Origin of the sequence: Streptomyces chryseus (assembly GCF_014650755.1) — a bacterium.
Classification (GTDB): domain Bacteria; phylum Actinomycetota; class Actinomycetes; order Streptomycetales; family Streptomycetaceae; genus Streptomyces; species Streptomyces chryseus.
The window spans coordinates 1-21,069 of sequence record NZ_BMVO01000037.1; the positions used below are offsets into that span (position 1 = coordinate 1).

21 protein-coding genes and 1 pseudogene are annotated in these 21,069 nt (G+C 68.3%); 5 read left to right on the forward strand and 17 right to left on the reverse strand.

The genetic code is table 11. The annotated features are described in order from the left end of the window. Positions 1 to 775: 775 nt before the first annotated feature. Positions 776 to 1,387 carry a methyltransferase gene (locus IE185_RS30770; RefSeq protein ID WP_170198331.1) on the forward strand — a complete coding sequence of 204 codons (612 nt, stop codon included), beginning with the start codon at positions 776 to 778 and terminating at the stop codon, positions 1,385 to 1,387. A gap of 333 nt (positions 1,388 to 1,720) precedes the next feature. On the opposite strand, the gene IE185_RS30775 is transcribed toward IE185_RS30770, so the two are convergent. The 4 genes from IE185_RS30775 to IE185_RS30790 form a co-directional block, all read right to left on the reverse strand. After that, entirely contained in the window at positions 1,721 to 3,031 is a 1,311-nt protein-coding gene (locus IE185_RS30775; protein WP_138896515.1) for a hypothetical protein, read from the reverse strand. A 60-nt stretch (positions 3,032 to 3,091) separates the two neighbouring features. Further along, positions 3,092 to 4,147, reverse strand: a complete 1,056-nt coding sequence (locus IE185_RS30780) for an ArsO family NAD(P)H-dependent flavin-containing monooxygenase (protein WP_138895467.1) — start codon at positions 4,145 to 4,147, stop codon at positions 3,092 to 3,094. 73 nt (positions 4,148 to 4,220) lie between these two features. Next, positions 4,221 to 5,324, reverse strand: a complete 1,104-nt coding sequence (arsB, locus tag IE185_RS30785) for an ACR3 family arsenite efflux transporter (RefSeq protein WP_138895466.1) — start codon at positions 5,322 to 5,324, stop codon at positions 4,221 to 4,223. Beyond that, a complete protein-coding gene (locus IE185_RS30790; protein WP_138895465.1) occupies positions 5,321 to 5,629 on the reverse strand; it encodes an ArsR/SmtB family transcription factor in 309 nt (102 codons plus the stop codon). The genes arsB and IE185_RS30790 overlap by 4 nt, the downstream gene beginning before the upstream one ends. 92 nt (positions 5,630 to 5,721) lie before the next feature. Between IE185_RS30790 and IE185_RS30795 the strand changes: the two genes are divergently transcribed. Both IE185_RS30795 and trxB read left to right on the forward strand, forming a co-directional pair. Continuing rightward, positions 5,722 to 6,135 (forward strand): arsenate reductase ArsC, encoded by a 414-nt coding sequence (locus IE185_RS30795; RefSeq protein ID WP_138895464.1) that lies wholly within the window; start codon positions 5,722 to 5,724, stop codon positions 6,133 to 6,135. Continuing rightward, a complete protein-coding gene (gene trxB / locus IE185_RS30800; RefSeq protein ID WP_138895463.1) occupies positions 6,132 to 7,124 on the forward strand; it encodes a thioredoxin-disulfide reductase in 993 nt (330 codons plus the stop codon). Before IE185_RS30795 ends, trxB begins: the two co-directional genes overlap by 4 nt. Positions 7,125 to 7,525: 401 nt before the next feature. On the opposite strand, the gene IE185_RS30805 is transcribed toward trxB, so the two are convergent. Together IE185_RS30805 and IE185_RS30810 are read right to left on the reverse strand one after the other, a co-directional pair. After that, positions 7,526 to 8,461, reverse strand: a complete 936-nt coding sequence (locus IE185_RS30805) for a helix-turn-helix domain-containing protein (protein WP_138895462.1) — start codon at positions 8,459 to 8,461, stop codon at positions 7,526 to 7,528. Beyond that, positions 8,448 to 9,011: a hypothetical protein gene (locus IE185_RS30810; protein ID WP_138895461.1), complete on the reverse strand. Its 564-nt coding sequence runs from the start codon at positions 9,009 to 9,011 to the stop codon at positions 8,448 to 8,450. The genes IE185_RS30805 and IE185_RS30810 overlap by 14 nt, the downstream gene beginning before the upstream one ends. Positions 9,012 to 10,471: 1,460 nt before the next feature. On the opposite strand from IE185_RS30810, the gene IE185_RS30815 reads away from it, so the two are divergent. Further along, a complete protein-coding gene (locus IE185_RS30815; RefSeq protein WP_138895460.1) occupies positions 10,472 to 10,816 on the forward strand; it encodes a hypothetical protein in 345 nt (114 codons plus the stop codon). A 610-nt stretch (positions 10,817 to 11,426) separates the two neighbouring features. Here the strand turns inward: IE185_RS30815 and IE185_RS30820 are convergent. The 10 genes from IE185_RS30820 to IE185_RS30865 all read right to left on the reverse strand — a co-directional run bounded on the left by IE185_RS30820 (position 11,427) and on the right by IE185_RS30865 (position 18,752). Beyond that, entirely contained in the window at positions 11,427 to 11,606 is a 180-nt protein-coding gene (locus tag IE185_RS30820) for a hypothetical protein (RefSeq protein ID WP_138895459.1), read from the reverse strand. Positions 11,607 to 11,862: 256 nt separating this feature from the next. After that, the gene (locus tag IE185_RS30825; RefSeq protein ID WP_138895458.1) at positions 11,863 to 12,273 is read right to left on the reverse strand and encodes a four-helix bundle copper-binding protein; all 411 of its coding nucleotides are present in this window, start codon (positions 12,271 to 12,273) and stop codon (positions 11,863 to 11,865) included. A gap of 167 nt (positions 12,274 to 12,440) precedes the next feature. Beyond that, the gene (locus IE185_RS30830; protein ID WP_138895468.1) at positions 12,441 to 12,986 is read right to left on the reverse strand and encodes a DUF4396 domain-containing protein; all 546 of its coding nucleotides are present in this window, start codon (positions 12,984 to 12,986) and stop codon (positions 12,441 to 12,443) included. Positions 12,987 to 13,441: 455 nt separating this feature from the next. Further along, positions 13,442 to 14,104, reverse strand: a complete 663-nt coding sequence (locus IE185_RS30835) for a hypothetical protein (RefSeq protein ID WP_138895457.1) — start codon at positions 14,102 to 14,104, stop codon at positions 13,442 to 13,444. A gap of 88 nt (positions 14,105 to 14,192) precedes the next feature. Continuing rightward, positions 14,193 to 14,633 carry a DUF6153 family protein gene (locus tag IE185_RS30840; RefSeq protein ID WP_138895456.1) on the reverse strand — a complete coding sequence of 147 codons (441 nt, stop codon included), beginning with the start codon at positions 14,631 to 14,633 and terminating at the stop codon, positions 14,193 to 14,195. Positions 14,634 to 14,873: 240 nt separating this feature from the next. After that, positions 14,874 to 15,797, reverse strand: coding sequence for a F510_1955 family glycosylhydrolase (locus IE185_RS30845; RefSeq protein WP_189716429.1), 924 nt, complete (start codon positions 15,795 to 15,797; stop codon positions 14,874 to 14,876). 111 nt (positions 15,798 to 15,908) lie between these two features. Beyond that, a complete protein-coding gene (locus IE185_RS30850; protein ID WP_138895454.1) occupies positions 15,909 to 16,535 on the reverse strand; it encodes a DUF305 domain-containing protein in 627 nt (208 codons plus the stop codon). 85 nt (positions 16,536 to 16,620) lie between these two features. Beyond that, the gene (locus tag IE185_RS30855) at positions 16,621 to 17,049 is read right to left on the reverse strand and encodes a DUF6153 family protein (RefSeq protein WP_138895453.1); all 429 of its coding nucleotides are present in this window, start codon (positions 17,047 to 17,049) and stop codon (positions 16,621 to 16,623) included. A 584-nt stretch (positions 17,050 to 17,633) separates the two neighbouring features. Beyond that, positions 17,634 to 17,987, reverse strand: coding sequence for a tyrosinase family protein (locus IE185_RS33915; RefSeq protein ID WP_308432835.1), 354 nt, complete (start codon positions 17,985 to 17,987; stop codon positions 17,634 to 17,636). Positions 17,988 to 18,512: 525 nt separating this feature from the next. Then, entirely contained in the window at positions 18,513 to 18,752 is a 240-nt protein-coding gene (locus tag IE185_RS30865) for a hypothetical protein (RefSeq protein ID WP_138895451.1), read from the reverse strand. A gap of 565 nt (positions 18,753 to 19,317) precedes the next feature. Here IE185_RS30865 and IE185_RS30870 point away from each other — a divergent pair. After that, positions 19,318 to 20,508 carry an IS110 family RNA-guided transposase gene (locus tag IE185_RS30870; RefSeq protein WP_138899538.1) on the forward strand — a complete coding sequence of 397 codons (1,191 nt, stop codon included), beginning with the start codon at positions 19,318 to 19,320 and terminating at the stop codon, positions 20,506 to 20,508. Here IE185_RS30870 and IE185_RS30875 read toward each other — a convergent pair. Beyond that, positions 20,506 to 20,875: pseudogene (locus tag IE185_RS30875) on the reverse strand (transposase family protein); the annotation flags it as partial. The gene IE185_RS30870 and the pseudogene IE185_RS30875 overlap by 3 nt on opposite strands. Positions 20,876 to 21,069: the final 194 nt, after the last annotated feature.

Here is a 21,069-nt window from a genome sequence, read left to right on the forward strand (position 1 = left end):
CCTCGGCCAGCCGCTCCAGCAGGCTCGGGACCTCCTTTGACACGACCTCGGGATGCTCGCGGAGTTGGTCAAGGGCAGGCGGAATCAGCGATGATGCTTCGGCAGGCACGGTCTTCCACTCGGGTCACGGGGCGTAGAGAACTCCATGATCTTGGAAGCCCGTGCCTGTACTGCGTCCCGCCCCCACTGGCTGCGACTGGTACACGTAGTCCTGGATGACGGCGTCTATGCCTCGACCGGCGGTCAGCCCACCCCCGGGGGGGCACGCCCACTTGGCCGGCCGGGCTGGCAACTGCCAGCGGCTATCGGTCCGTGTGCGAGGCCGACAATCCGTCCACTCTGCGGACCCTGCTCGCGACTGCGCTCGAGGCTCCCTGCCCCGTTTTCATCCGGTGCCCTGTACAGCCGGACTCCGCCCCGCCTGGCAGGCGCATCTCACAGGATCTTCCGGGCATCGCGACGCGCTTCTCGGAATTCGTCAGGGCTCGCGGTACCGCGGTCAGCGTGTAGTCCACCTGCCGCCTCCATGCGTGTGACCCGATACCGCTGTTGAAAGGCGCGCGCGACCGTGCTGGGCGTGCCGCGCTCTGCCACGGGTCCCGTGTGGGTGACGCGCTAGTGGATCCCCCGGCCGCGCAGGCGGAGCGGTAAGAGCGGACAGTCCAGATCCTGAAAGAAGCAACGGTCTTCTTCGAGGGGGCGACGTGACGCATGTCAACGAACAAGTTGGGATAGCACAATGACGTATAATCACATCCCCCTCGGAGGTATACGGGTGTCCTACACGCCGGAGCTTGAGGGTGGGGGGCATGAGTTCGGACGGGCGTTCGCTCCGTTCGTTCGGGATGTCGTGGGCCGGCCCGGCCGTCTTCTGGAGTGGTGCGCGGGGCCCGGATTCATCGGATTCTCCCTGCTGGCGGCAGGGTTGTGCGATTCCCTCGACCTGGCAGACATCAACGAGCACGCCGCGTCGGCGGTCGCTGAGACGGTGGGGGCGAACGGCCTTGACGGGAGGGTACAGTTCCACATATCCGACTGTTTCGCGCACATACCCGCCGGGGCTTCCTGGGACCTTGTCATCGGAAACCCGCCGCACGTCAACTCTGAGGACACGCAGACCGATTACCGGCGCAGCCACTCGCCGCTGATCTGGCAGGACAGCGACTGGGCCATCCATCGCCGCTTCTACCGCGAGGTTGGTGCGCACTTGCTGCCCGGCGGTAGCGTCGTCCTTCAGGAGAACCGTCGGTTCTCCTCGCCGGAGGACTTTACGGGGCTGATCGAGGGGTCCGGCCTCGAGGTCGTGGGGGCCTTCGACTGTGGTCCGGACTACGAGGACTACTACTTCCTGTGGTCCAGGCTGCCTGCCGTGGCCGCTGGATCGTGAACGGGCCCTGTCCGGCGGACCCGGGGGCCATCGTCGGCGTGATCAGCGACCAGAAGACCGTGCGCGACGTTCCGCCGGGTCCTCCCGACACCGTCGCGACAACCGGGAGCCACCCTGGGCCGGTTGCCGATCCGGCGAGGGAAAGCCTCGCTTTCTCCTGATGATCTATCAGGGAATGTGCAGGCGAACGTCACATGGGCGTCACGAGCATCGAGACATCCCCCGTAACACCCTCGGTTCACAATCATCGTTGCCACCGCGCTGTTCCCGCCGGAGGAGGCGGGCGGCGCCTGGACGATGCGAGCGTGGCCAACTCCTGGCCTCGGGGCTCGTCTACCCGACTACCGTGCCGTCCTCGAGGGAGCGGTTCCATCCTTCGCTGTAGACCTTCAGCTCTTCTTCGGACAGCTGAAGGTCCCCGTGGACACGAACGGTGCTGGTGTCCCAGGGCCGGACGCCGTCGCGCGGAGTCATCAGGACTCCCAGCGTTGAGGACTCCATGGTCCTGCCCGTGCGAGAGGTCACCTCGTGGTGGCGCAGCTGCACATAAGCGGAGAAGGATGCCTGGATTTCTCGGGCGAAGCGGGTGGCGGCGCCGACGATGAGCTGACGGGTGCCACCCTCGTCGAGCTGCCTGCGGAAGCGCCACTTGACGTGCTCGTCAGGGACGTCGGGCACGTCTTCGAGCATGTCGATGAGCAGACGGCCCCACTCGGCGCGCGCCCCAACGGGCAGACGGTCGAGGTCGGACAGGACGGTATAGCGGTTGGCCTCGGCCAGATGACCGTCCAGGGGGCTGAGAGCGATGTCCTCCAGCATGATGCGCATCATCAGGTGGGCCCTGGTGCCGTCGTCGCCGGCGGGTGCCTGCGGCAGCTGGGGCGTGGAGAACAGCGTGCCGCCCGGCCCTACGAGGTCGGTGTCGATCTCCTTCGGCGGTGCGGCGGCGTCCGCTGCCGCGAACTCGTAGTAGCGCACCGGCTCCTCGCCGAGTGGAATCGGCGGTTCGGCGGCAGCGCGGAAAAGGTAGTCGAGAACAGCGGTGGTGGAGCGCAACTGGTCGAACAGGAAGTCCCAGTCGCGACGGGTCAGCGCGATCGACGGCATTCCGATCGGCTGCCACGTGGCTACGGTGCCCTGAGGGACGCCGGGGTGATCCAGCAGGAAGACCGCGATCCACTCGTAGTCGTTGCCGTCGACCCTCATGACCCGCCCGCGGCCGTTGACCATGTCGGCCGGCACGAGGTGCAGCTGCCGCACGGATCCTTTGGCCTGGCTCATCGCCTTGGCCGCCACCTTCTGGATCCAGTTGACCTCCAGCGCGTCCGGCTTAGGCTTGATGGTGCGGGCCTTGACCTGCACAGCGGCGCCACGGCGGCCGGCGAGGAGGAGCCGGTCGCCCTGCTCACGCCGGCCTGATCCCTTGATCGCGTGCCCGGCCTGCTGGAACACGAAGTCGGGCAGGCCCCAGGTGGCTGCCGCTTCCTCGGCGGCCGTGCCGTGCTCGATGTGAGCAGGCAGTGGCAGGGCCGGGGGTATACGACGCATGTGGGGCCCGCTGGGCGTGTCGATGATGAGCGTCAGGGCGGTGGGGTCCTCCTCTTCGAGGAAGCGCCACAGCCCCGATGCCGGATGTTCTGTCATGGCGTTCATTAGACGTGACCGTCTGCCGCCATCGTCCGGAATCTTTCGCCTTCCCCTTTGTCAGGGCAGGAGTTGGGCGATCTCCCGGGCGGCGTCTCGGGCGGGGCGGCCGACACCGATGAGGGTGGCGGAGGCGGGGCCGGTCCAGTCGCCGTAACCGAGCAGATGCAGGCGGGATTCGCCGAGCGCCCGCGTGCCCGCCGTAGGGATGTGGCCGCGGGGTCCGCGCAGGCCGAGCGGCGCGAGATGCGAAAGCGAGGGGCGGAAGCCGGTGCACCAGACAATCACGTCGGCCTCCGCCCGGGTGCCGTCGGCCCACTCCACCCCGGTCGCGGTGATGCGGGTGAACATCGGCTGGGCCTTGAGAAGTCCTGCGTCATGGGCTTCGCGTACGGGCGGGACGGCGACGATGTCGCCGAGCGAGGCGACGCCTGCGGTGTCGGTGCCGCCTGCGTCGAGGGCGCGGCGGCGGGCAGTCGCCGCGTCGAAGAGGGCACGGCCGTCGATGTCGTCGGCGAGGTAGCGCGGTTCGCGGAGGGTGGCCCAGGTCAGGTCGGTGTCGTAGGCGAGGTCGGCGGCGACTTGGGCGCCGGAATTACCGCCGCCAACGACGATCACCCGCTGTCCGGCGAGGTCGGCCGGGCTGCGGTACTCGACGGTGTGAAGCTGGGTGCCCCTGAACCCCGTACGGCCGGGGACCGCGGGCAGGAAGGGGCGCCACCAGGTGCCGGTGGCGCTGATGACCGTACGGGCCCGCCAAGAACCTGCGTCCGTCTCGACCCGCAGGAACGCGCCGTCGCGGTGGACGGCTTGGACGCGCACGGGCCGCACGACGGGGAACTCGTATCGCTTCTCGTAGTCCGTGAGGTACGAGACGACGTGCGCCGCGTCCGGGTACGTCTGCCCGGACTGCGGCGGCATGAGGCGGCCGGGCAGGGAGGAGAAGGCGGCCGGGGAGAAGAGGTGGAGGGAGTCCCAGGTGTGCTGCCAAGCGCCGCCCGGGGACGTCTGGGCGTCCAGGATCACGAAGTCAAGGCCGAGGCGGCGCAGGTGATAGCCGGCGGCGAGCCCGGCTTGCCCGCCGCCGATGACGACTGCGTCGAGATCCTTGCTCATTCCTGAGTCCCTCTTCCCCATGCGGCTGCCCCGCTTCGTGCAGCGGGGCAGCCGGGTGATGCCGTGCGGCGTCTTACTTCTCCTGGGCGCTTGTGAGCGCCGGGGCGGCGAACTTCTTGCGCCAGGCCAGCGACACGTAGACAAGCGCCACCAGGACGGGAACCTCGATCAGCGGGCCGACGACGCCCGACAGGGCCTGGCCGGAGGTGACGCCGAAGGTGGCGATGGCGACCGCGATGGCCAGCTCGAAGTTGTTGCCCGCCGCGGTGAAGGCAAGGGTCGCGGTGCGGTCGTAGTTCAGACCGATGGCCTTGCCGAGCAGGAAGGTGCCGAACCACATGAGGGCGAAGTACACGAGGAGCGGGAGCGCGATGCGGGCCACGTCCAGCGGCTGCGAGGTGATGGTCTTCCCCTGGAGGGCGAAGAGGATGACGATCGTGAACAGCAGGCCGTAGAGCGCCCAGGGGCCGATCTTCGGCAGGAACTTCGTCTCGTAGCTCTCGCGGCCCATCTTCCGCTCGCCGAAGCGGCGGGTCAGGAACCCGGCCAGCAGCGGGACACCGAGGAAGATGACGACGTTCAGGGCGATCTTCCACATCGAGATGTCGAGGTTCTCGCCGTCGCCCAGGCCGAGCCAGCCGGGCAGCAGATCCAGGTAGAGCCAGCCGAGCAGGCCGAATGCGATGACCTGGAAGACCGAGTTCAGGGCGACGAGGACGGCGGCGGCTTCGCGGTCGCCGCAGGCCAGGTCGTTCCAGATGATGACCATGGCGATGCAGCGCGCGAGGCCGACGATGATCAGTCCGGTGCGGTACTCGGGCAGGTCGGGAAGGAAGATCCAGGCGAGGGCGAACATGATCGCGGGGCCGGCGATCCAGTTGATGACCAGCGACGAGATCATGAGCTTCTTGTCGCCGGTGACCGCGTCGAGCTTGTCGTAGCGGACCTTGGCCAGCACCGGGTACATCATGATCAGCAGGCCGACGGCGATGGGCAGGGAGATGCCGCCGATCTCGACCTTGGCGAGGGCGTCGTTCAGACCGGGGATCAGGCGGCCGAGGCCGAGGCCCAGGGCCATGGCGAGCAGGATCCATACGGCGAGGAAGCGGTCGAGGGTCGACAGCTTCTGGACGACCGAGGCGTCCTCGGTAGTCGCGGGTGCTTGCGTGGGGGTCACGGACAGGCCCTCTTGTTTTCGGCGGCGGTACGAGCGGAGGCGGCCAGCTCGGTGAACTGGCCGGCGAGCTGGGCGATGACGTCCGGGCGCAGCTTGTAGTAGGTGAAGCGCCCGCACGGCTCCGTCTCCACCACCCCGGCCTCGCGCAGCACGCGCAGGTGGTTGGAGAGGTTCGTCTGCTTGGCGCCGGTCTCTTCGACCAGGTGCGTGGTGCAGAGCGTCTCGTGGGCGAGCAGGGTCACGATCTGGAGCCTGAGCGGATCGGCCAGCACCCGGATCAGTTCAGTGTCGACTGACGTCATCATGGGCTGATACTGTCACATCAGTGGCGGCTGACGCCACCGGGTGCTGATGTCATGTGCGCCTGATTCCGTCGTGAGACAAGAGAGACCTCCTGATGTCCGAGAAGCCCTCTGTGCTGTTCGTCTGTGTCCACAACGCCGGCCGCTCCCAGATGGCCGCCGCCTGGCTCAGCCACCTGGCCGGAGACCGCGTCGAGGTCCGCTCGGCGGGATCCAACCCCGGCAAGGCCGTGAACCCGGCAGCCGTCGAGGCCATGGCCGAGGTCGGCATCGACATCTCCGCCCAGACCCCGAAGATCCTCACCGTCGACGCCGTCAAGGAGTCCGACGTCTGCATCACGATGGGCTGCGGCGACACCTGCCCCGTCTTCCCCGGCAAGCGCTACCTCGACTGGCAGCTCGAGGACCCGGCCGGCCAGGGCGTCGAGGCCGTTCGCCCCATCCGCGACGAGATCAAGGTCCTCATCGAGGGCCTGATCAAGGAGATCGCGCCCGAGGCCGCCAAGTGAGCGCTGACACCGACGTACGCAACGTCATCGTCATAGGCTCCGGCCCCGCCGGCTACACCGCCGCCCTGTACGCCGCCCGAGCGCAGCTCAGGCCCTTGCTGTTCGGCAGCTCCATCTTTGTCGGCGGATCCCTGACGACCACCACCGAAGTCGAGAACTTCCCCGGCTTCCCCGAAGGCGTCGACGGCCCCGTCCTCATGGAGAACATGCGGGCCCAGGCGGAGAAGTTCGGCGCCGAGATGATCGACGACGACATCATCTCCGTCAGCCTGACCGGCGACATCAAGGAAGTCACCGACTCCGAGGGCACCGTCCACCGCGCCAGGGCCGTGATCGTCGCGACCGGCTCGTCCTACCGCAAGCTCGGCCTGCCGAACGAGGACGCCCTCTCCGGCCGCGGCGTGTCCTGGTGCGCCACCTGCGACGGGTTCTTCTTCCGCGACCGCGACATCGTGGTCGTCGGCGGCGGCGACACCGCCATGGAGGAAGCCACCTTCCTCACCCGCTTCGCCAAGTCCGTCACCGTCGTCCACCGGCGCTCCACCCTGCGGGCCTCGCAGGTCATGCAGAACCGCGCCTTCGCCGACGACAAGATCTCCTTCGCCTTCGACAGCGAGATCGCCGAGATCAAGGAAGAGGGCGGCATGCTCTCCGGCCTGACCCTGCGCGACGTCATCACCGGCAGGACCCGCGACCTCGACGCCACCGGGCTGTTCATCGCGATCGGCCACGACCCCCGCAGCGAGCTCTTCAAGGGCCAGCTGGAGCTGGACGACGAGGGCTACCTCAAGGTCGAGGCCCCCTCGACGCGTACGAACATCCCCGGCGTCTTCGCCGCCGGCGACGTCGTCGACCACACCTACCGCCAGGCCATCACCGCCGCCGGCTCCGGCTGCACAGCCGCCCTGGACACCGAACGCTACCTCTCCACCCTCAACGACCAAGCCTCCAATCCCACACAGCCGAAAGCAGCCTCGGCCGCGATCTGAACGCCGATGGCCATGACACCAGGAGATGTCGCGGGCCCGGCGGGCGAGGCCCCAGCGCTCCGTTGGAAGTCCGTGCAGTCAACGAACTGAAAATGGAAGATCGCGATGGCACGCATCCGGATCGCAGTCATCTCGATCTCCGGTTGCGCCGTTGTCAGGCAAAGCAGTCTCCTAGCCGGCCGACACGGCGCCGAACGTTCGTGATCTTCCCCTGCTTCAACCCCCAGCAGAGCCCGCCTCTCGCGCCGGCCCGGCTGCCACTCGGTCGGCAATCGAAGAAGCGCTCGGCGGGAACGACCCGCCGAGCGCCTGACCTGACCGAAACGACCTGGTGTTGCAACGCCCCCTCGAAGCCACCGTCGGTCACGGGGGCGCTGTACGACTGGTCCCCGGTGTACGGATCAGCGAGTCATCTGAAAGACCAGGACTCCCATGGCCAGTAGGGGGATCACCACGTTGAACAGTCTGCGTATCACCGGGATCGCCCGCATCATGACGAGCACGTCTGTGGTGACAGAGGCGGGAGGCGGCAGCGGGGGTTTCCGGTGCCGAAGCTGTGCGATCTTGATGCGGGTCACCGTGTGGTGCCAGATCAAGGTCCGCTCCTCCTCCAGGCCGCACGCGGTCAAGAAGATGTGGAGCAGCTCGGTGGTCGGCAGTTCGTCTCCGTTGAGGACGTGCGAGAACGTCGCGCCGGAGATTTGGTAGAAGCGTGTGCTGCGCTGCTCCAGGTCTCCCATGGTCAGTCCTTTGTCCGTGACCAGCTCTCGCATCACGGACAAGACGTCGCCCGGTGTGGTGCACAGGGCGAGCGCGGTGTGCATGTGATCCACCGTGGGACTGGTCACGCGTTCCAGCTCGTCGCCCTGGTGGGCTTCCATGAACTGCTGGACCAGGGCGAGCAGGCCGTCGGGCTGGGCGGGGATGACAGCGTCGACCGGCGGACCGGCCCGCCGCCGAGGCCGGGTCAGCCGCAGCGGATGCGTATCGCTCCGCTCCTGGGCGCCGGTATCGGTGAGCTCGGCCTCGGCGGTCCGTGCTGCGGACTGGCGGGACTCCTCGCCTGCCGCGCGGGCCACCGCGTTGCGGTAGAGGCGCTGCCAGGAGCCCATGTCCCCGGTGAAGCCGCAGCCGCGTACGAACGCCTCCACTATCTCCCACTTCGGCACGCCGTTGCCCGACGCCGCCGTGGACAGGGCCGCGGCAGAGTAGTGCGAGCGCGCCGACAGGTCCTTGTAGGTGAGGTTGGAACCGCGTCGGAGCGCCCGCAGTTCGCGGGCGAGCTCCGCCACTTCCATGGGTGTCTCGACAGGGATCTCTTTCTCAGGACGCGCCATGGCGTCCCTCCTGCGTCGCCGATCGGAGGGTTCGGCCGTGGACCCGGGTTACGAACCGCTGCGCGCCCCGGTGCAGATGCCGGTGTCGTGCATGCTGCGGTTCGGCGGCCGCCGTACGGGCCGGGGCAGCCTGGTCCACGTTGGCGGCGGCGGCCGTACGGCGCCGAGTGCGCCGTGCGTAGCCCTGGTGCTCGGCGTGGAGAGCACGGCGGACGCCGCGCTCCGCGCCCTCGGTGTTGTCCGGGGCCTCGGCGTGCTCTGCCTTGCCGCTGTCCTCGGTGCCGCGAGCACTGCGGGCCCGGGCAGCGCCCTCGCCGGCGTCGGCGTCGGCCTCTTCGGGTCCCTCGACCTCGAGGTCCTCGACGCTGCTCTCGGCGGCGACGACCTGGAGGAGGCCTTCAGCTACGATGCCGCCGACGAACGTGCCGATCATCGCGCTGACTTCGGGATCGAGGCCGAGCGCATGAGCAAGGAAGCCGGTGCTGGCACCGGCGGCGTTCGCCGTGGCGGCGGCGATGAGGATCTGACGGCGCTTCTTGTGGGGAGGCATCTCGTCCAACTCCTATGTGAGGGGCCCTTGGTGCCCGCTCTGTTGGGGGTTGATGCTGAGCGAGGGCGACCCGTATACGGGTCGCCCTCGCTCAGCGCCTCGCGTCCGGATGAACCGGAGCGAGGGTGTAACTGGCCTGAGTGCGTATTCAGTTGTGTCGGGCTCGGCGGCCAGGCCTGTCAGTCAGGAGCTCCAACTCCTGTCTGCGGCTGAGGGACCGGGGTTCCTCGAGGCGTTCCGCGCGCGATACATAAGTGTGCCCCATGGGGGTGTCGCCGGACACAGGGACGGGCCCCCGCCGGCCTCCTTGTGCACTCGTGAATAATGCTTGCGTGCGACACGGGCGCCGCCCTGGCGGGCATGAAGAACGCGGATCTGGTATTGCGTGTCGCCGACAGTTCGGCCAAACGTTCACCCCGTAAGCCCCTTTTGCCCGCTTCATCAACGCATTTGGGTGGTAAACAACAGGCGGAAAACAACTCGGAGACGAGCTCTCCTGATGGCATACCGGCAGGTCAGCGGTATTATTCACTCACTGCGGTTCTTCAGCCTTGCTTGACGACTGCCCGGCAAGGCGGCGAATCGCTCCACAGACCCCCGGTGGCACGCCACCATGGGGACCGCGGGTTCAGCTCCAACTGGCCTGCAATCAAGAGGCATCTCATGGCCTGAGTGCACCTTGGAGGCCCCCCGCTCCGGCGGGGGGCCTGAGCTTTTCCCTTTCCCTTATGGGCAGAGCAAGGCATTTGCCCCGCTCTACGCGCCTGGTCGGTCATCCGTGAACAATTCCCGGCCTGCCGTCTCACCCAGAACGCCAGCTGTGAGCGACATCACCGCCACACACCTCCCTTCTACCGCCTCAAGCCCGAACAAAGTCCGCCTACTCGATTCTGCGTTCGCAACAACCCTCAGAAGTGCGCTGCTTCGGACAGGCCACTCCCCTACAAGCGCCGGCCACCCAGCGCTCCTCGCTGCAACTGCGCCACTCCCATGACCAGTTGGCATGGCCTCACCGCCGGCCTGCGTTGTGGAAGCAGTGCCCGGCGCCGCGCACCTGGATCGGGCGGGCAGGGAACGCGTCACCGCGCCAGGGCTTGGCGCGCTCGGCGGACCGGGCGGGAGCAGTCTGGGCCGCGGTCGACCTACGCGACAGCGACGAGGCGACGCATTCGAGGCGCACAGCCGTAAGCAAAGCGCCCGCTGAATTCCTCTTGGCCCTGGCGCCTCGGAACGCCACCTGCCCGGTAGCACCAAGCGCGTGCCGTGGAGCGCCGACTCCTTCCATACGCCGCATCGCGACACGACCACGGCGGTGCCGGTCCGTCCGGCCAGTCCGCAGGTCCTCAGCCGCTGGGACGGGGCCGGACGGTCGGCGGGGGGGCGGATCCCGCTGACGATCGAGGGTTGACCAACCGTGCACCGCACCGGCCTGGTCATCCTCCGCAGAGCAGTTCTTCGCGTTGTTCCTGGGTGACTTCTTCGAGGTAGCCCTCGGGGATGGGGACGTGCTGGGCTCCGGGTCCGGTAGTGACTTCGCGGAGGTGGTTGCCGACTTGCTGCTCGAGTGCGGGCTCGACTTTGGTGGGGCGGATGGGACCCCAGTCCTTGTCGGCGGGGAAGTCCTTGCCCCGCCAGTCGAGGTAGCAGTGGACAGCTGTGTCGGGGTCGTCGCGCAGGAGGCCGTCGAGGAACAGGGCGTAGGCGGCGGTGCCGTCACCGACGCCGGCGGCAAAGTGCTGTCACCGAGGGGGAGCCATGGAATTGCTGTGCCAACAGCCCCGCCATATGACCTCGGTGAGCCCTGAGACTGGCCGGGCTCGTGCAGCAGCAGCGTGCAGTCGAGCACGATCAGCAGCAGAGCGCTCAGGAGCAGAGCGAGCAGCCGGCACTTCACAGGGGAAGCAACTGGGAGCGAGCGAATGCGGGACGGCGAGAGCACAGTTCCTCCGCAGACGGCCGTCGTACGCCAAGAGGCGCAGCAAAACGGCGGGCGGGGCGGGCAGTGTCAGGACACCGCCGCAGGAACCTGCCTCACCATGCGCCGTGGCGCGATCAGTCGAGGCTGGTTGCGGCGATGGCTGGCCGCATCGCGCCCGCAGCCGCAATGGGCTGTCCCGGGGTCGTGACCAGGGGGAGGGCGTCGAGGGCCGGCGAAGAGTCGCCGGATCCTAGATCTGCAGAACTGTGGCTCTTATCGACGTGCTCGGCAGTTGCTTGGCCGAGGCCACGTCACCAAACGCGACCAGAACAGGCCGCGGCACGGCGTACGGATCTTGCTCGACGAGGGCACAGAGGCCAGGGGCGTCAAGAGCCGGCGTCTACTGGGGCTGGCCGGGTACGCAGTCCTGACCCGGATGGGACGGGCCGTGTTCCTCACCGCCGGGGTGATCCACCGGGGCGTTCTCGACGGCATGGTCATGGTTGGCGGCCACTGCGGGCGCGGCCGCTTGCGTCGAGATGGCCGGTGACGCCTTCGGTGCTCACGCCGTGCGCGTACAGGAAGGCGAACAGTGCGATGGCCACCCACAGCATGCGCAGCGGACCCGCTGAGGAGCGGGCCCGCGACATGCGGGAAGACGACCAGGCCGTGACCATGCCGTGACCATGCCGTGACCCTAACGGTTCGTTCGGGCGGCTCCCCACTGCCCCGGTGGCGAACTCGGCGCGAACATCTGGCTGCACAACGCACACTCAGGGCACAGCAGTGCATGTGAGGCACGGCTGCCGTGCTGTGATCGGAATGGAGCGCAACAGCGAAGGCCCTTCCCGAGCGATATGCATCACATCGGAATGGGCCTTCCCTTCGGCGCATCCAGCGGTGCGGGCACTGCTGGATGCGGAACTGGGCTTGTCAGCCCAGGGAGGCAAGGAGGTCGTTGCAGGCTGCCTCGCAGCGGCGGCAGGCTTCGGCGCAGACGCGGCAGTGGTCGTGTATGTCAGCGTGGCGTTCGCATTCCTCGGCGCACGCTTTGCAGACGGTCGCGCACGCGGTGAGCATCGTGCGGGTGATGTTGGCGTCGTAGCCAGTGTGGCGGGAAAGAACCGAGGCGGTGGCGTTGCAGATGTCGGCGCAGTCTGCGTCAGTACGGATACATTTGGCCAGGTCGGCGATCATCTCCTCGGACAGGCAGGCGTCCGAGCAGGCGGTACACGCCTGTGCGCAGGCGATGCATGCCTCGATGCAGCGCGTCAGGGCGTCGCGGTCCACGCCGCCGAGGTCCGCCGGGTAGGTGTCCAGCATGTCTTTGACCATCGTGGTCATCGTCGTCGCCTCCACTTCGCCGGAGCCGGCGGGCCCGGGCGGCCCGCCACCGGGGCCTCGGCGTCGTTGAGACAGGTAACACGCCGGTGATCGGCGCAAACGCCGAGAGCCCGCATCCGGGGGAACTGCCCGGATGCGGCCAGGCTCCGTCGGCGCAGCCGCAGTGGTCAGTGATAGGCGTGGACGACGGCGTGGCCCTTGCCGCGGCCGATCATCCACTTGTTCAGCGGCGTGGTGATGACGAACGCGACGGCGAAGCCGCCCAGGAGCGCGCCCCAGAACAGCCCGTCGGACAGGTGGGCGTCCAGGGCACCGGGAGTGAGGGCGATGATCAGGTTGTCCACGAACTCCATCACGGCGATGGACACGGTGTCGGCAGCCAGCGCTACGCGGATGGCCGCCTTGAGCCCGAGGCCCGCCTTGCGCACGGCGTACATCGTGAAGGAGTAGCCGAACAGGAAGGCCAGGGCGATCGCCAACACCATGGTGGGAACGTTGCCCCAGAGCAGGGCGGTGCCAATGGCCATGCCCAGGATCTCGCCGATCGCACACCCAGTCAGGCAGTGCGCCGTCGCCTGCGCCGCCGTACCCCAGGACGCGCCGCCAGCTGCCATGTGCCCGCCGTGACCATGGTCGGCGTGGTCGTGCCCGACGTGCTCCTGTTCCGTGTGCTGGGAGCCGGGTGTGCTGGCGTTGTGAGCGGTGTGGTCCATGTGATCCATGACGTTCTCCCTCTCGCCTTTTCCAGTCTGTGCCCGACGGGACCGCCAGGCACAGCACAGGAGGTGATCACGGCTGGTGGGGCATTGCCGCTAGCGGTTATTGCCGGACCTGTGATCGGGGCGGTGCAGCACCTTCCAGCTGCGGCCCCCGTCCTTAAATCGTCTCCGCGTGGCCCGCGCCACGGAAGAAGCCGCCACCCCAGCGGTCGCCAGGCAGCCGACCAGGCCATGTCCTTGGTCAAGGGCCGCACCCGCCGCGGCGAGCTGGGGAAGATGATCAGCGAGGAGAACCGGCTGGAGGAACGCCTCGCCGAGCTGCGCGCCCGCAAGAGCAGGCCGCATCCCGAGCCCGCCGACGGCAAGCGCAAGCACCACGAGCGGGACTACGAGCCCAGCGTGGTCCACGCGTGGGCCCGCGAGAACGGCTACGAGGTGCCGGACCGGGGTCAGTGGCTGTGGGACGTATGGCCATCCTCGGCCGGCTCGGCGGGTGCCTCGGCCGGGCGGTCCTGCTCAACGGGAGCCTGGTCCCGCTCTGCGGGGGTCTGGGTCGTGGAGCCGTGGTCGTGGCTGCCGCCATCGGAGCTGATGGTGCCGGCGAGGGCGGTCATGCCCAGCCAGGCGAGGGCCGCGAGGACGACGACGCCGGCCGCGAACGGGGTGACGAGGTGCCGCCAACGGCCCTTGGAGTCCTTGGCGACGAACGCGACGTACGACATGAGCAGGCCGACGGGGGTCATCCAGGCGCTGCGCTCGGGGAACTGCTCGAAGTGCTGGATGCCGCCGCCGACCAGGCCGACACCGAAGGACAGCAACAGGGAGAACGCGACCAGCGAGACTGCCTGTCTCAGCCCCGGACGCTCGTCGGCCAGCACGAACTCGTTGACGATGGTGCCGAGGAGGAACACGAAGGCGCCGACGACGCAGATGATCGCGTACAGCGGCGGATTGATCGGGTAGTGGACGACGGCGCCGGCGATGAGGGCGGCGCCCAAGAAGTAGAGCATCTGGCCGCTGTAGCGAGCCGGGAGTGACTTCTTGTCGAAGGTGGGGCGGCGATGTTTCGAGGCGGGAGTCTGGTGGCGCTCGGGCTCGAGAATGGTGGTCATGCGGGTATGGCCTTTCGGATCTTGTTGTGTGAGAGCAGGCAGCAGCCGCGCCGACACCCGTGGTGCCGGCGTCACGCTGGTGCAGCTCTCAGCAGCGCAGGATCGAAAGTCGGTGCAGGCACGGTGGGTCGCCGGTGCGGCTGATCCAGCCGTGTGCGGGTGCTGCCCATCGGCGGAGCACGTAGAGGACGCGGTCGGAGCCCCCGCGCCTGCGGGCGAACGAGTACAGGGCGACAACGATGCACAGCAGCGCCAGACAGATCTCTCCGGCTCCGCCGTGGTCGCAGGGGGATTCGCCGTCCGGGCTGTCCGATGTCGTGGTGGCGTCCCCGGGGGCAACGTCAGAGTGATCGTGCTGCGTCTTGTCCCCTGCGACGACGAGCGGCGACGCGGCGGCGTGCCCGCTGTGGGCTTGCAGCAGATGGGAGGTCAGGGCGTGCATCGCGAATACGGCAAGCACCACCGCGAAGACCGTTGCCAGCAGCAACGCTCCCCTGTGGTGGCCGCGACGAACCTTGCCTGAGATCACGCTGCACGACCATAGGCGGCCTTGGTAGCGAAATTGCAACAGGAGCCGTCCCCACCCCGTGATGGGAGGGAGATCACATCAGTGTGGATGCGTCTGCGCGGCGTCACCGCGTGGCCGCACTGTGCTGGCTGGTCCCGTGGCTCGGAGCCTGGTTGCGGGGGCGGCGTCGGGGCGTCGAGGGCGAGGCCCGTTCCTGCTCTGAAGCCGTCGAGGGGGTGATCACGGCTGGTGGCACTGCGGCTAGTGGTTACTGCCGGGCCCGTGATCGGGGCGGTGCAGCACCTTCCAGCTGCGGCCCGCGTCCTTGGATTCATAGACCCTGTCTCCGACGTCGGCGGCCAGCAGATGCATGGGAGTCACAGCAGTCAGCACAGTGGGCTTCGTTCCCTGCGGAAGTGCGCCGCCGGCCACCCAGGTGCGGCCGTCACGGCTGCTCAACACCTTCCCGTCCGCTCCAAGCGCGACCAGCGCGTCGGGAGCCGGGCGTTCAATCGCCGCCAGGTCAGGTGCTCCCGGCACGGGTCGGAAGGTGCGGCCGCTGTCGCCGCTGGTCACCAAACCGTCCGTCGTGGTGGCCCACACTTCTTTGGGCCTTTTCGCGTGGGCGGCGAGATCGCCGATGGACAGCTGCGCTCGGCGGTCCCAGGTGCGGCCTTGGTCGTTGCTGGCCCAGATTTGCGAGGTCTGGCTGTCGAAGCCGTACAGCACCTGGCCTGCTTGCTGGAGGGAGTGGAAGTCGGCCTTGCCTTCGGCCGAGACGGTCGTCCAGGTCTTGGCGGCGTCGGTGCTGCGGATCAGGCCCAGGTGTGGGGAGGTGGCTGTGCGGTCGGTGGGTGAGGGGTGGCCGCTGGCCAGGAACGTGCCAGGGCCGGTGACGGTGAAGCCCATGGTGTCCTGGTAGCGGTCGGCGACCCGTATCGCCTTGGTCCCGGTCAGGCGGAAGACGCCCAGGTGACCGGCGGCGTAGACGGCGCCGTCGGCCGGGTCGACACCCAACCCGTGCAGGTGTCCAGTCCCTGGATCAGGCACCGCGGAAGCCTCACCGGTGGAGTCGTCGCCGGTGGAGCTGCACGCCGCCGCAAGCAGCAGCCCGCCGCAGGTCAGGAGGGCAGCAGCTGCTCGCCGGGGGCGGCGCGCAGGCAGCACAAAGGAACGTTTGATCACGGCAGAAGTCCAAGCTGGTCGTCGAACGAACGGATCATGGACGGCAGCACCACGCCGCCGAGGGGGATGCGGGGGCGGCTGGTGGCCGCCCCCGCGTTGTGGCTCGTACGGTCAGCTCGTGCCGAGCAGCTTGTTCATGCGCTCGATCTCGGCGCTCTGCGAGGCGATGATGTCGCCGGCCATGTCCTTGGCGGGCTGGTAGGCACCGTCGGACTGCTCGGTCTTGGCCATCTCGATCGCGCCTTCGTGGTGCTTGATCATCATCTCCATGAAGGCGGTACCGAACGCCTTGCCGGAGGACTTCTCCAGCTTGTCCATCTCCTCGGGCGTCATCATCCCGGACATGGAGTGCCCGCCGTGCTCCGCGCTCTCGTCCTCCTTGGGCACGTCCTCGCCCCAAGAGGTGAGCCACCCGGACAGGGTCTTGATTTCCGGGTCCTGCGCCTTCTTGATCTCCGCGGCCAGTTTCTTGACCTCGGCGGACTGGGCACGGGTCTCCGCCAGCTCGGCCATCTCGACCGCCTGCCGGTGGTGCGGGATCATCCCCTTCGCGAAGGCCACGTCGGCGGCGTTCTGCTCGCCCTTGGCGGAGGCTGGTGCGCTGGGCGAGGCGGTCCTGTCGTGGCCGTCATGGCCGGTCGAGCTGTCGTTGCCCCCGCAGGCGGCGAGTACGACAGCGGCGGTGGCCGCAGCCGCAACAGCGGCGGCGCGGCGGATCAGGGAACGGCGTGCGGTCATGATGATGCAACTCCTGGGTCTGCACTGGTTCAGGCATGGCGCTCGCGGGCAGCCGCGACCGAGAGGCCGGGCTTGCCGGGGCCGCCTATATGCGCAGGAGTTGCAGTTCGCTCAACGAGGGCGGGGCCCGTCCGCCCAGCGTCGTCGTTCCCGCGGACGCGGGAAGAACCACTGCCGGGCACGTGACCACCCCGGCCAGGGCCGGCGCGGGAACCGCGGGTGCTCCGCTCGTTCCGCCAGCGGCACATGTGGCGTCAGCGTGTTCGGCATGCCCGCCGATGCCGCCCTCGTCATGACCGACGTGGACGCAGTCCTCGCATGCGGCCCCGCCGCCGTGCGAGGCAGCGGCGACCGTGACCGCATGGTGGTCAACCGCCACCGCAGAAGAAGACATCAGGGGAGCAACAGGGCCCAAGCCGTGCATGGCCAGCAGACCCACGAGTACGGCCAGAACCAGCAGCGCGTACGCCCGCACCCCACCGGGCCGGTCCGCGCACCACGCCTGCTGACTCATACCCGCATCTTAATCAGCCGGCCGGCAAGGCTGGCTACGCCCCACCCGGTGCCCCATCCGACCAGGCGCAAATCTCGTGACGCACGGCGAGCATCGGCAGACGCGCGCGACCTTCAACGCGCACGGCTGCCGAACGCGCCAGCACCGTGACCGCATCACGGCCGCTGCCAGCGAAGGCCCTTTCCGCCGCCCACGGGCCGACTGTCGGGTACAAAGGAGCCGTGAGGCGGAGGGGACTGCGGGTCACTGCGCCGACTGCGGGTGGCGAAGCCGCCCGATGCGGGCTTCAAGCACTGCAAGGCACGCCCGCCCGCTGTCTCCAGCGCCGCCAAATGATCGAATCCGTGCTCGGAACCCGATCCCAGCGTCCTGGCTTCAGATGACCGGCTCGACGACGGGTGCGACGACTGCACCGTTCGTGTCGTAGGAGGGTGGGGTGACGACCGTGGGGTGCCGCGAGTCTTTCTGGTTTTCTGGCCGAAGGTGCTCGTTCTCCGGCGCGGCCCAGGGCCGGATCGACTGGACCCGTGGGTCGTCGGCCGGGTTGCTTGCCCACGGGTCGAGCGGCGTGCGAATCCCGGGTCCTAAACGGGGATGTTGGGGTCGACATCACTGTCGCCCTCGTCTCCGTAGACCTGAGCCGGGTCGAGCCGCTCAGCTCGGGCGGTCTGCCAGAGGGCGAAGAGCCGATCGACGTTGGAGTGCAGCAGGAACACGGACGGGTCGTGGAAGGGGAAGTGCGGATCCCCGCCAACAGTTCCACCCAACCAGCCGTGCATATTGTGCGCCCTCTCCAGACCCCGTCGGAACACGCGGTACTGCTGCCCCACGGGCGCGTTGTCGCTGGCAGTGACGATCGCAAGGTCATTGGGGGCCGGCGTTGGCCTCGGGACATCGCGCCAGATCTTGGGGTGCGCCGGATCTTCAGGCACAGGCACAGACGGCCCGGTGGTCTCGAAATTCGGAAACGGCGGCTTCGGATGTTCACCGGCCGCAGCCGGGCGGCCATGGCCAGAGAGCTCGGCATGGCCGAGGAGACATACCGCCAGCTGGAGACGACCCGGCCACCACTGCCGGCTCAGCTCCGGCCACTACAACTACGCCCAGGACCGATGGATCGGCTGGCAGGAGTGAACGCCGCCGATCTTCGGCGTCACCGCCGACCGGCTCCTCGCCGCCGAGCAACACACCCAGGAGCACTACAAGGCCAAGCAAAGGAAGCAATGGCAGCGGTGGCGCGAGGCGGACCCCGACCGCTTGGCCGTGATCGAAGAGATGGGGCAGCGTCTGCGCGAGCAGCCGCCAGAGCGCTGATTCCGGTCCAAACAGCGTCAGGCATTCACCAGCGACCACCGCGTTGGAGACGCCTGGCTCTGACCCGCCGCAAGCTTGCCGGGGGGGCACCGACGCCGGTCGATCGTCGGTCTGCAGGAAGACCGCCTGTACGCCCAGGAGGTGGCTCATCACCTGGCGCGCTCCGCACGCCGCTGGGCAAGAGCGGTGCGCGCCTGGTGCTCGTCGATGAGGAGGTCGAACTCCTCCCGGGCGACGCGCTGGGCGTCCCCCACGGTCGCGGCCGGGCCGCCCGGGCTGCGGGTGTGGGCGAGTTCGGCCGCGCCCAGGGCGAGCAACTGTTCGCGGTCATGCTGCGGGTACCGGTCGGCTGTATAGGTGGCAAGTACCCGCTGCCACACACCACTCACCGGTCCTCCCAGTCTGATCCCGGTTCTGCGGGGGCTGTGCCTGCCTGTTCAGCGGCGCCAGCGTTCTCGTCCTCGCTGTCGGCGGGCCTCAGCCCGTACGGCCCTCGCTCACCAGGGCGCCTGGCCCCCACTGCCGCCGGCCCCTTGCGGCGCGACTCCTCCCCGATCACTTCGCTTCACCCTCCAGTCCACGGCGGAACACCACTAGCCCCGCCCGTTCTTGGAGTGTTGTACAACTCACCGGCCCACTGCAGGGGCAAGGCACGCAATGAGCGTTTTCAGCGTTGCCTCTCCAGGGTGAGGACAGCTTTGGTGATGACGGTCATGCGGTCCTACCTTGTTCGCGGGTTGGACGGGCCGTCGTAAGGTCCAGAGGCCCAGAGACACCGGGTATGGCTTTCATGCGGTTGCCCTCGATGGCTCCCCTAACCTGGCCGCCCGGTGTCTCACGACGACTCGGCCGCTGATTAGGAGCTGCGAACGCCCGCGGGCGGATCGCTGAGTAGGACCACGCCGGCGAGGTCGTCCGGGAGAGCAGAGCTTCATCGAACGACCGGAGGAACTGGTGGCCCAGATCTGGGCGGGTACGGACATCGGCAAGACCCATCACCACTGTGTGGTCCTGAACACTGAGGGCGCACGACTGCTGTCGCGGCGTGTCCTGAACGACGAGCCGGAGCTCCTGGCCCTGCTTTCCGATGTGCTGGCCCTCGACGAGGATGTGGTCTGGGCGGTCGATGTCGCCGACGGCATGGCCGCACTGTGGATCAGCGTGCTGCTCAACCACGGCCAGCACCTCGTCTACATACCCGGCCTGGCGGTCAATCGGGCTTCGGCCGGCTACCGGGGCACGGGCAAGACCGACGCCAAGGACGCCACCGTCATCGCCGACCAGGCCCGGATGCGCCGGGACCTGACGGTCCTGCGGCCGGACGACGAGCACGCCATCGAGTTGCGGGTCCTCACCAACCGCCGGAGCGACCTGAACGCCGACCGCACCCGCCGGATCAACCGCCTTCGCGGTCAACTCACCGGAATCTTCCCGGCCTTGGAACGGATCCTCGACCTTGGCAACGCAGGTCCGCTGATTCTGCTCAGCGGCTACCAGACTCCCGCCGCCCTACGCCGGACCGGCGGGAAACGGCTGGCGACCTGGCTGCGGAACCGCAAGGTCCGCACCCCCGATGCCCTGGCCGAAGCAGCCCTCGAAGCGGCCGAGCGCCAGCACACCGCCGTCCCCGGGGAGAAGATCACCGCGCAGGTGATCCACACCCTGGCCAAAGAGGTGATGAGCCTCAACGAGCAGATCGCTGAGATCGACAAGCTCATCGCGGCCCGGTTTCGCGTCCACGAACTCGCCGAAGTGATCTCAAGCGTGCCCGGCATCGGCCCCCTGCTGGGGGCTGAGTTCCTCGCCGCCACCGCCGGCGACATGAGCCGCTACGGCACCGCCGACCGCCTGGCCAGCCTTGCCGGAGTCGCCCCGGTTCCCCGGGACTCCGGCAACATCAGCGGCAACCTTCACCGGCCCAGGCGCTACCACCGAGGGCTGCAGCGCGTCTTCTACACCTCCGCGCTCATCAGCATCCGCACCTGCGACGCGTCGCGCCGGTTCTACGAACGCAAACGCGCTGAAGGAAAACGGCACACCCAGGCCGTGCTCGCCTTGGCCCGCCGACGCGTGAACGTCTTGTGGGCCCTCATCCGTGACGGACAGTGCTACCGAAGCGACCTCCCCGTCACTGCCGCGACTTGACAACACCATTAGGAGGTTGGGGCTGATGCGTGATCTGCGGAAGATCTGCCAGGCCTTCAGCCGTGCCATGCCGCGTTCGACCGGTGCCCTCGCCGCGGCCAGGGTCCGGTTGACGGTGCGCTGGGTGGGGGTGAGTCACCGCCCGGCGGCCGTTTGAGTCCAGTGGTGACCCAGGGACTGGCGCCCTGGTAGGCGCGGTCGGCGAGGATCGGGACGCCCTGGCGTTCGCAGATCCGGATGATGCGACGAGCGCCCGCTGGTGCGGCGGGAGTTTGCACCGTCGGTCACCCTCACGGATGACGATGAACATCGTGACCCACTCGACGAGGGCATGTGGCAGGTCGAGTGCGGCAGGATAAGGAACCAACGAGGATCCTTTGCCGGTGGGTTGAGACTTCGAACACCTCCCCCAACGGCACGGGGGCTTTGTGCGTTGCGGCCCTCACCTCGACCTCACCGGCGTCACCCGATCAGTGGCCACGCTGAAAACGCTTACTGCTCTCTCCCGGACCCGCCGCTGGAGCCCGGGCGGTGCGAGACGGACGGGCGCCGGTAGCACGC

What these genes read in the sequence shown, in the direction of transcription:
- IE185_RS30820 (WP_138895459.1), bottom strand. Translation starts at nt 11,606, where the DNA reads ATGGTCACGGCCTGGTCGTCTTCCCGCATGTCGCGGGCCCGCTCCTCA.
- IE185_RS30795 (WP_138895464.1), top strand. Translation starts at nt 5,722, where the DNA reads ATGTCCGAGAAGCCCTCTGTGCTGTTCGTCTGTGTCCACAACGCCGGC.
- IE185_RS30810 (WP_138895461.1), bottom strand. Translation starts at nt 9,011, where the DNA reads ATGCCTCCCCACAAGAAGCGCCGTCAGATCCTCATCGCCGCCGCCACG.
- IE185_RS30850 (WP_138895454.1), bottom strand. Translation starts at nt 16,535, where the DNA reads ATGACCGCACGCCGTTCCCTGATCCGCCGCGCCGCCGCTGTTGCGGCT.
- IE185_RS30825 (WP_138895458.1), bottom strand. Translation starts at nt 12,273, where the DNA reads ATGACCACGATGGTCAAAGACATGCTGGACACCTACCCGGCGGACCTC.
- IE185_RS30790 (WP_138895465.1), bottom strand. Translation starts at nt 5,629, where the DNA reads ATGATGACGTCAGTCGACACTGAACTGATCCGGGTGCTGGCCGATCCG.
- IE185_RS30780 (WP_138895467.1), bottom strand. Translation starts at nt 4,147, where the DNA reads ATGAGCAAGGATCTCGACGCAGTCGTCATCGGCGGCGGGCAAGCCGGG.
- IE185_RS30830 (WP_138895468.1), bottom strand. Translation starts at nt 12,986, where the DNA reads ATGGACCACACCGCTCACAACGCCAGCACACCCGGCTCCCAGCACACG.
- IE185_RS30855 (WP_138895453.1), bottom strand. Translation starts at nt 17,049, where the DNA reads ATGAGTCAGCAGGCGTGGTGCGCGGACCGGCCCGGTGGGGTGCGGGCG.
- IE185_RS30805 (WP_138895462.1), bottom strand. Translation starts at nt 8,461, where the DNA reads ATGGCGCGTCCTGAGAAAGAGATCCCTGTCGAGACACCCATGGAAGTG.
- IE185_RS30835 (WP_138895457.1), bottom strand. Translation starts at nt 14,104, where the DNA reads ATGACCACCATTCTCGAGCCCGAGCGCCACCAGACTCCCGCCTCGAAA.
- IE185_RS30775 (WP_138896515.1), bottom strand. Translation starts at nt 3,031, where the DNA reads ATGACAGAACATCCGGCATCGGGGCTGTGGCGCTTCCTCGAAGAGGAG.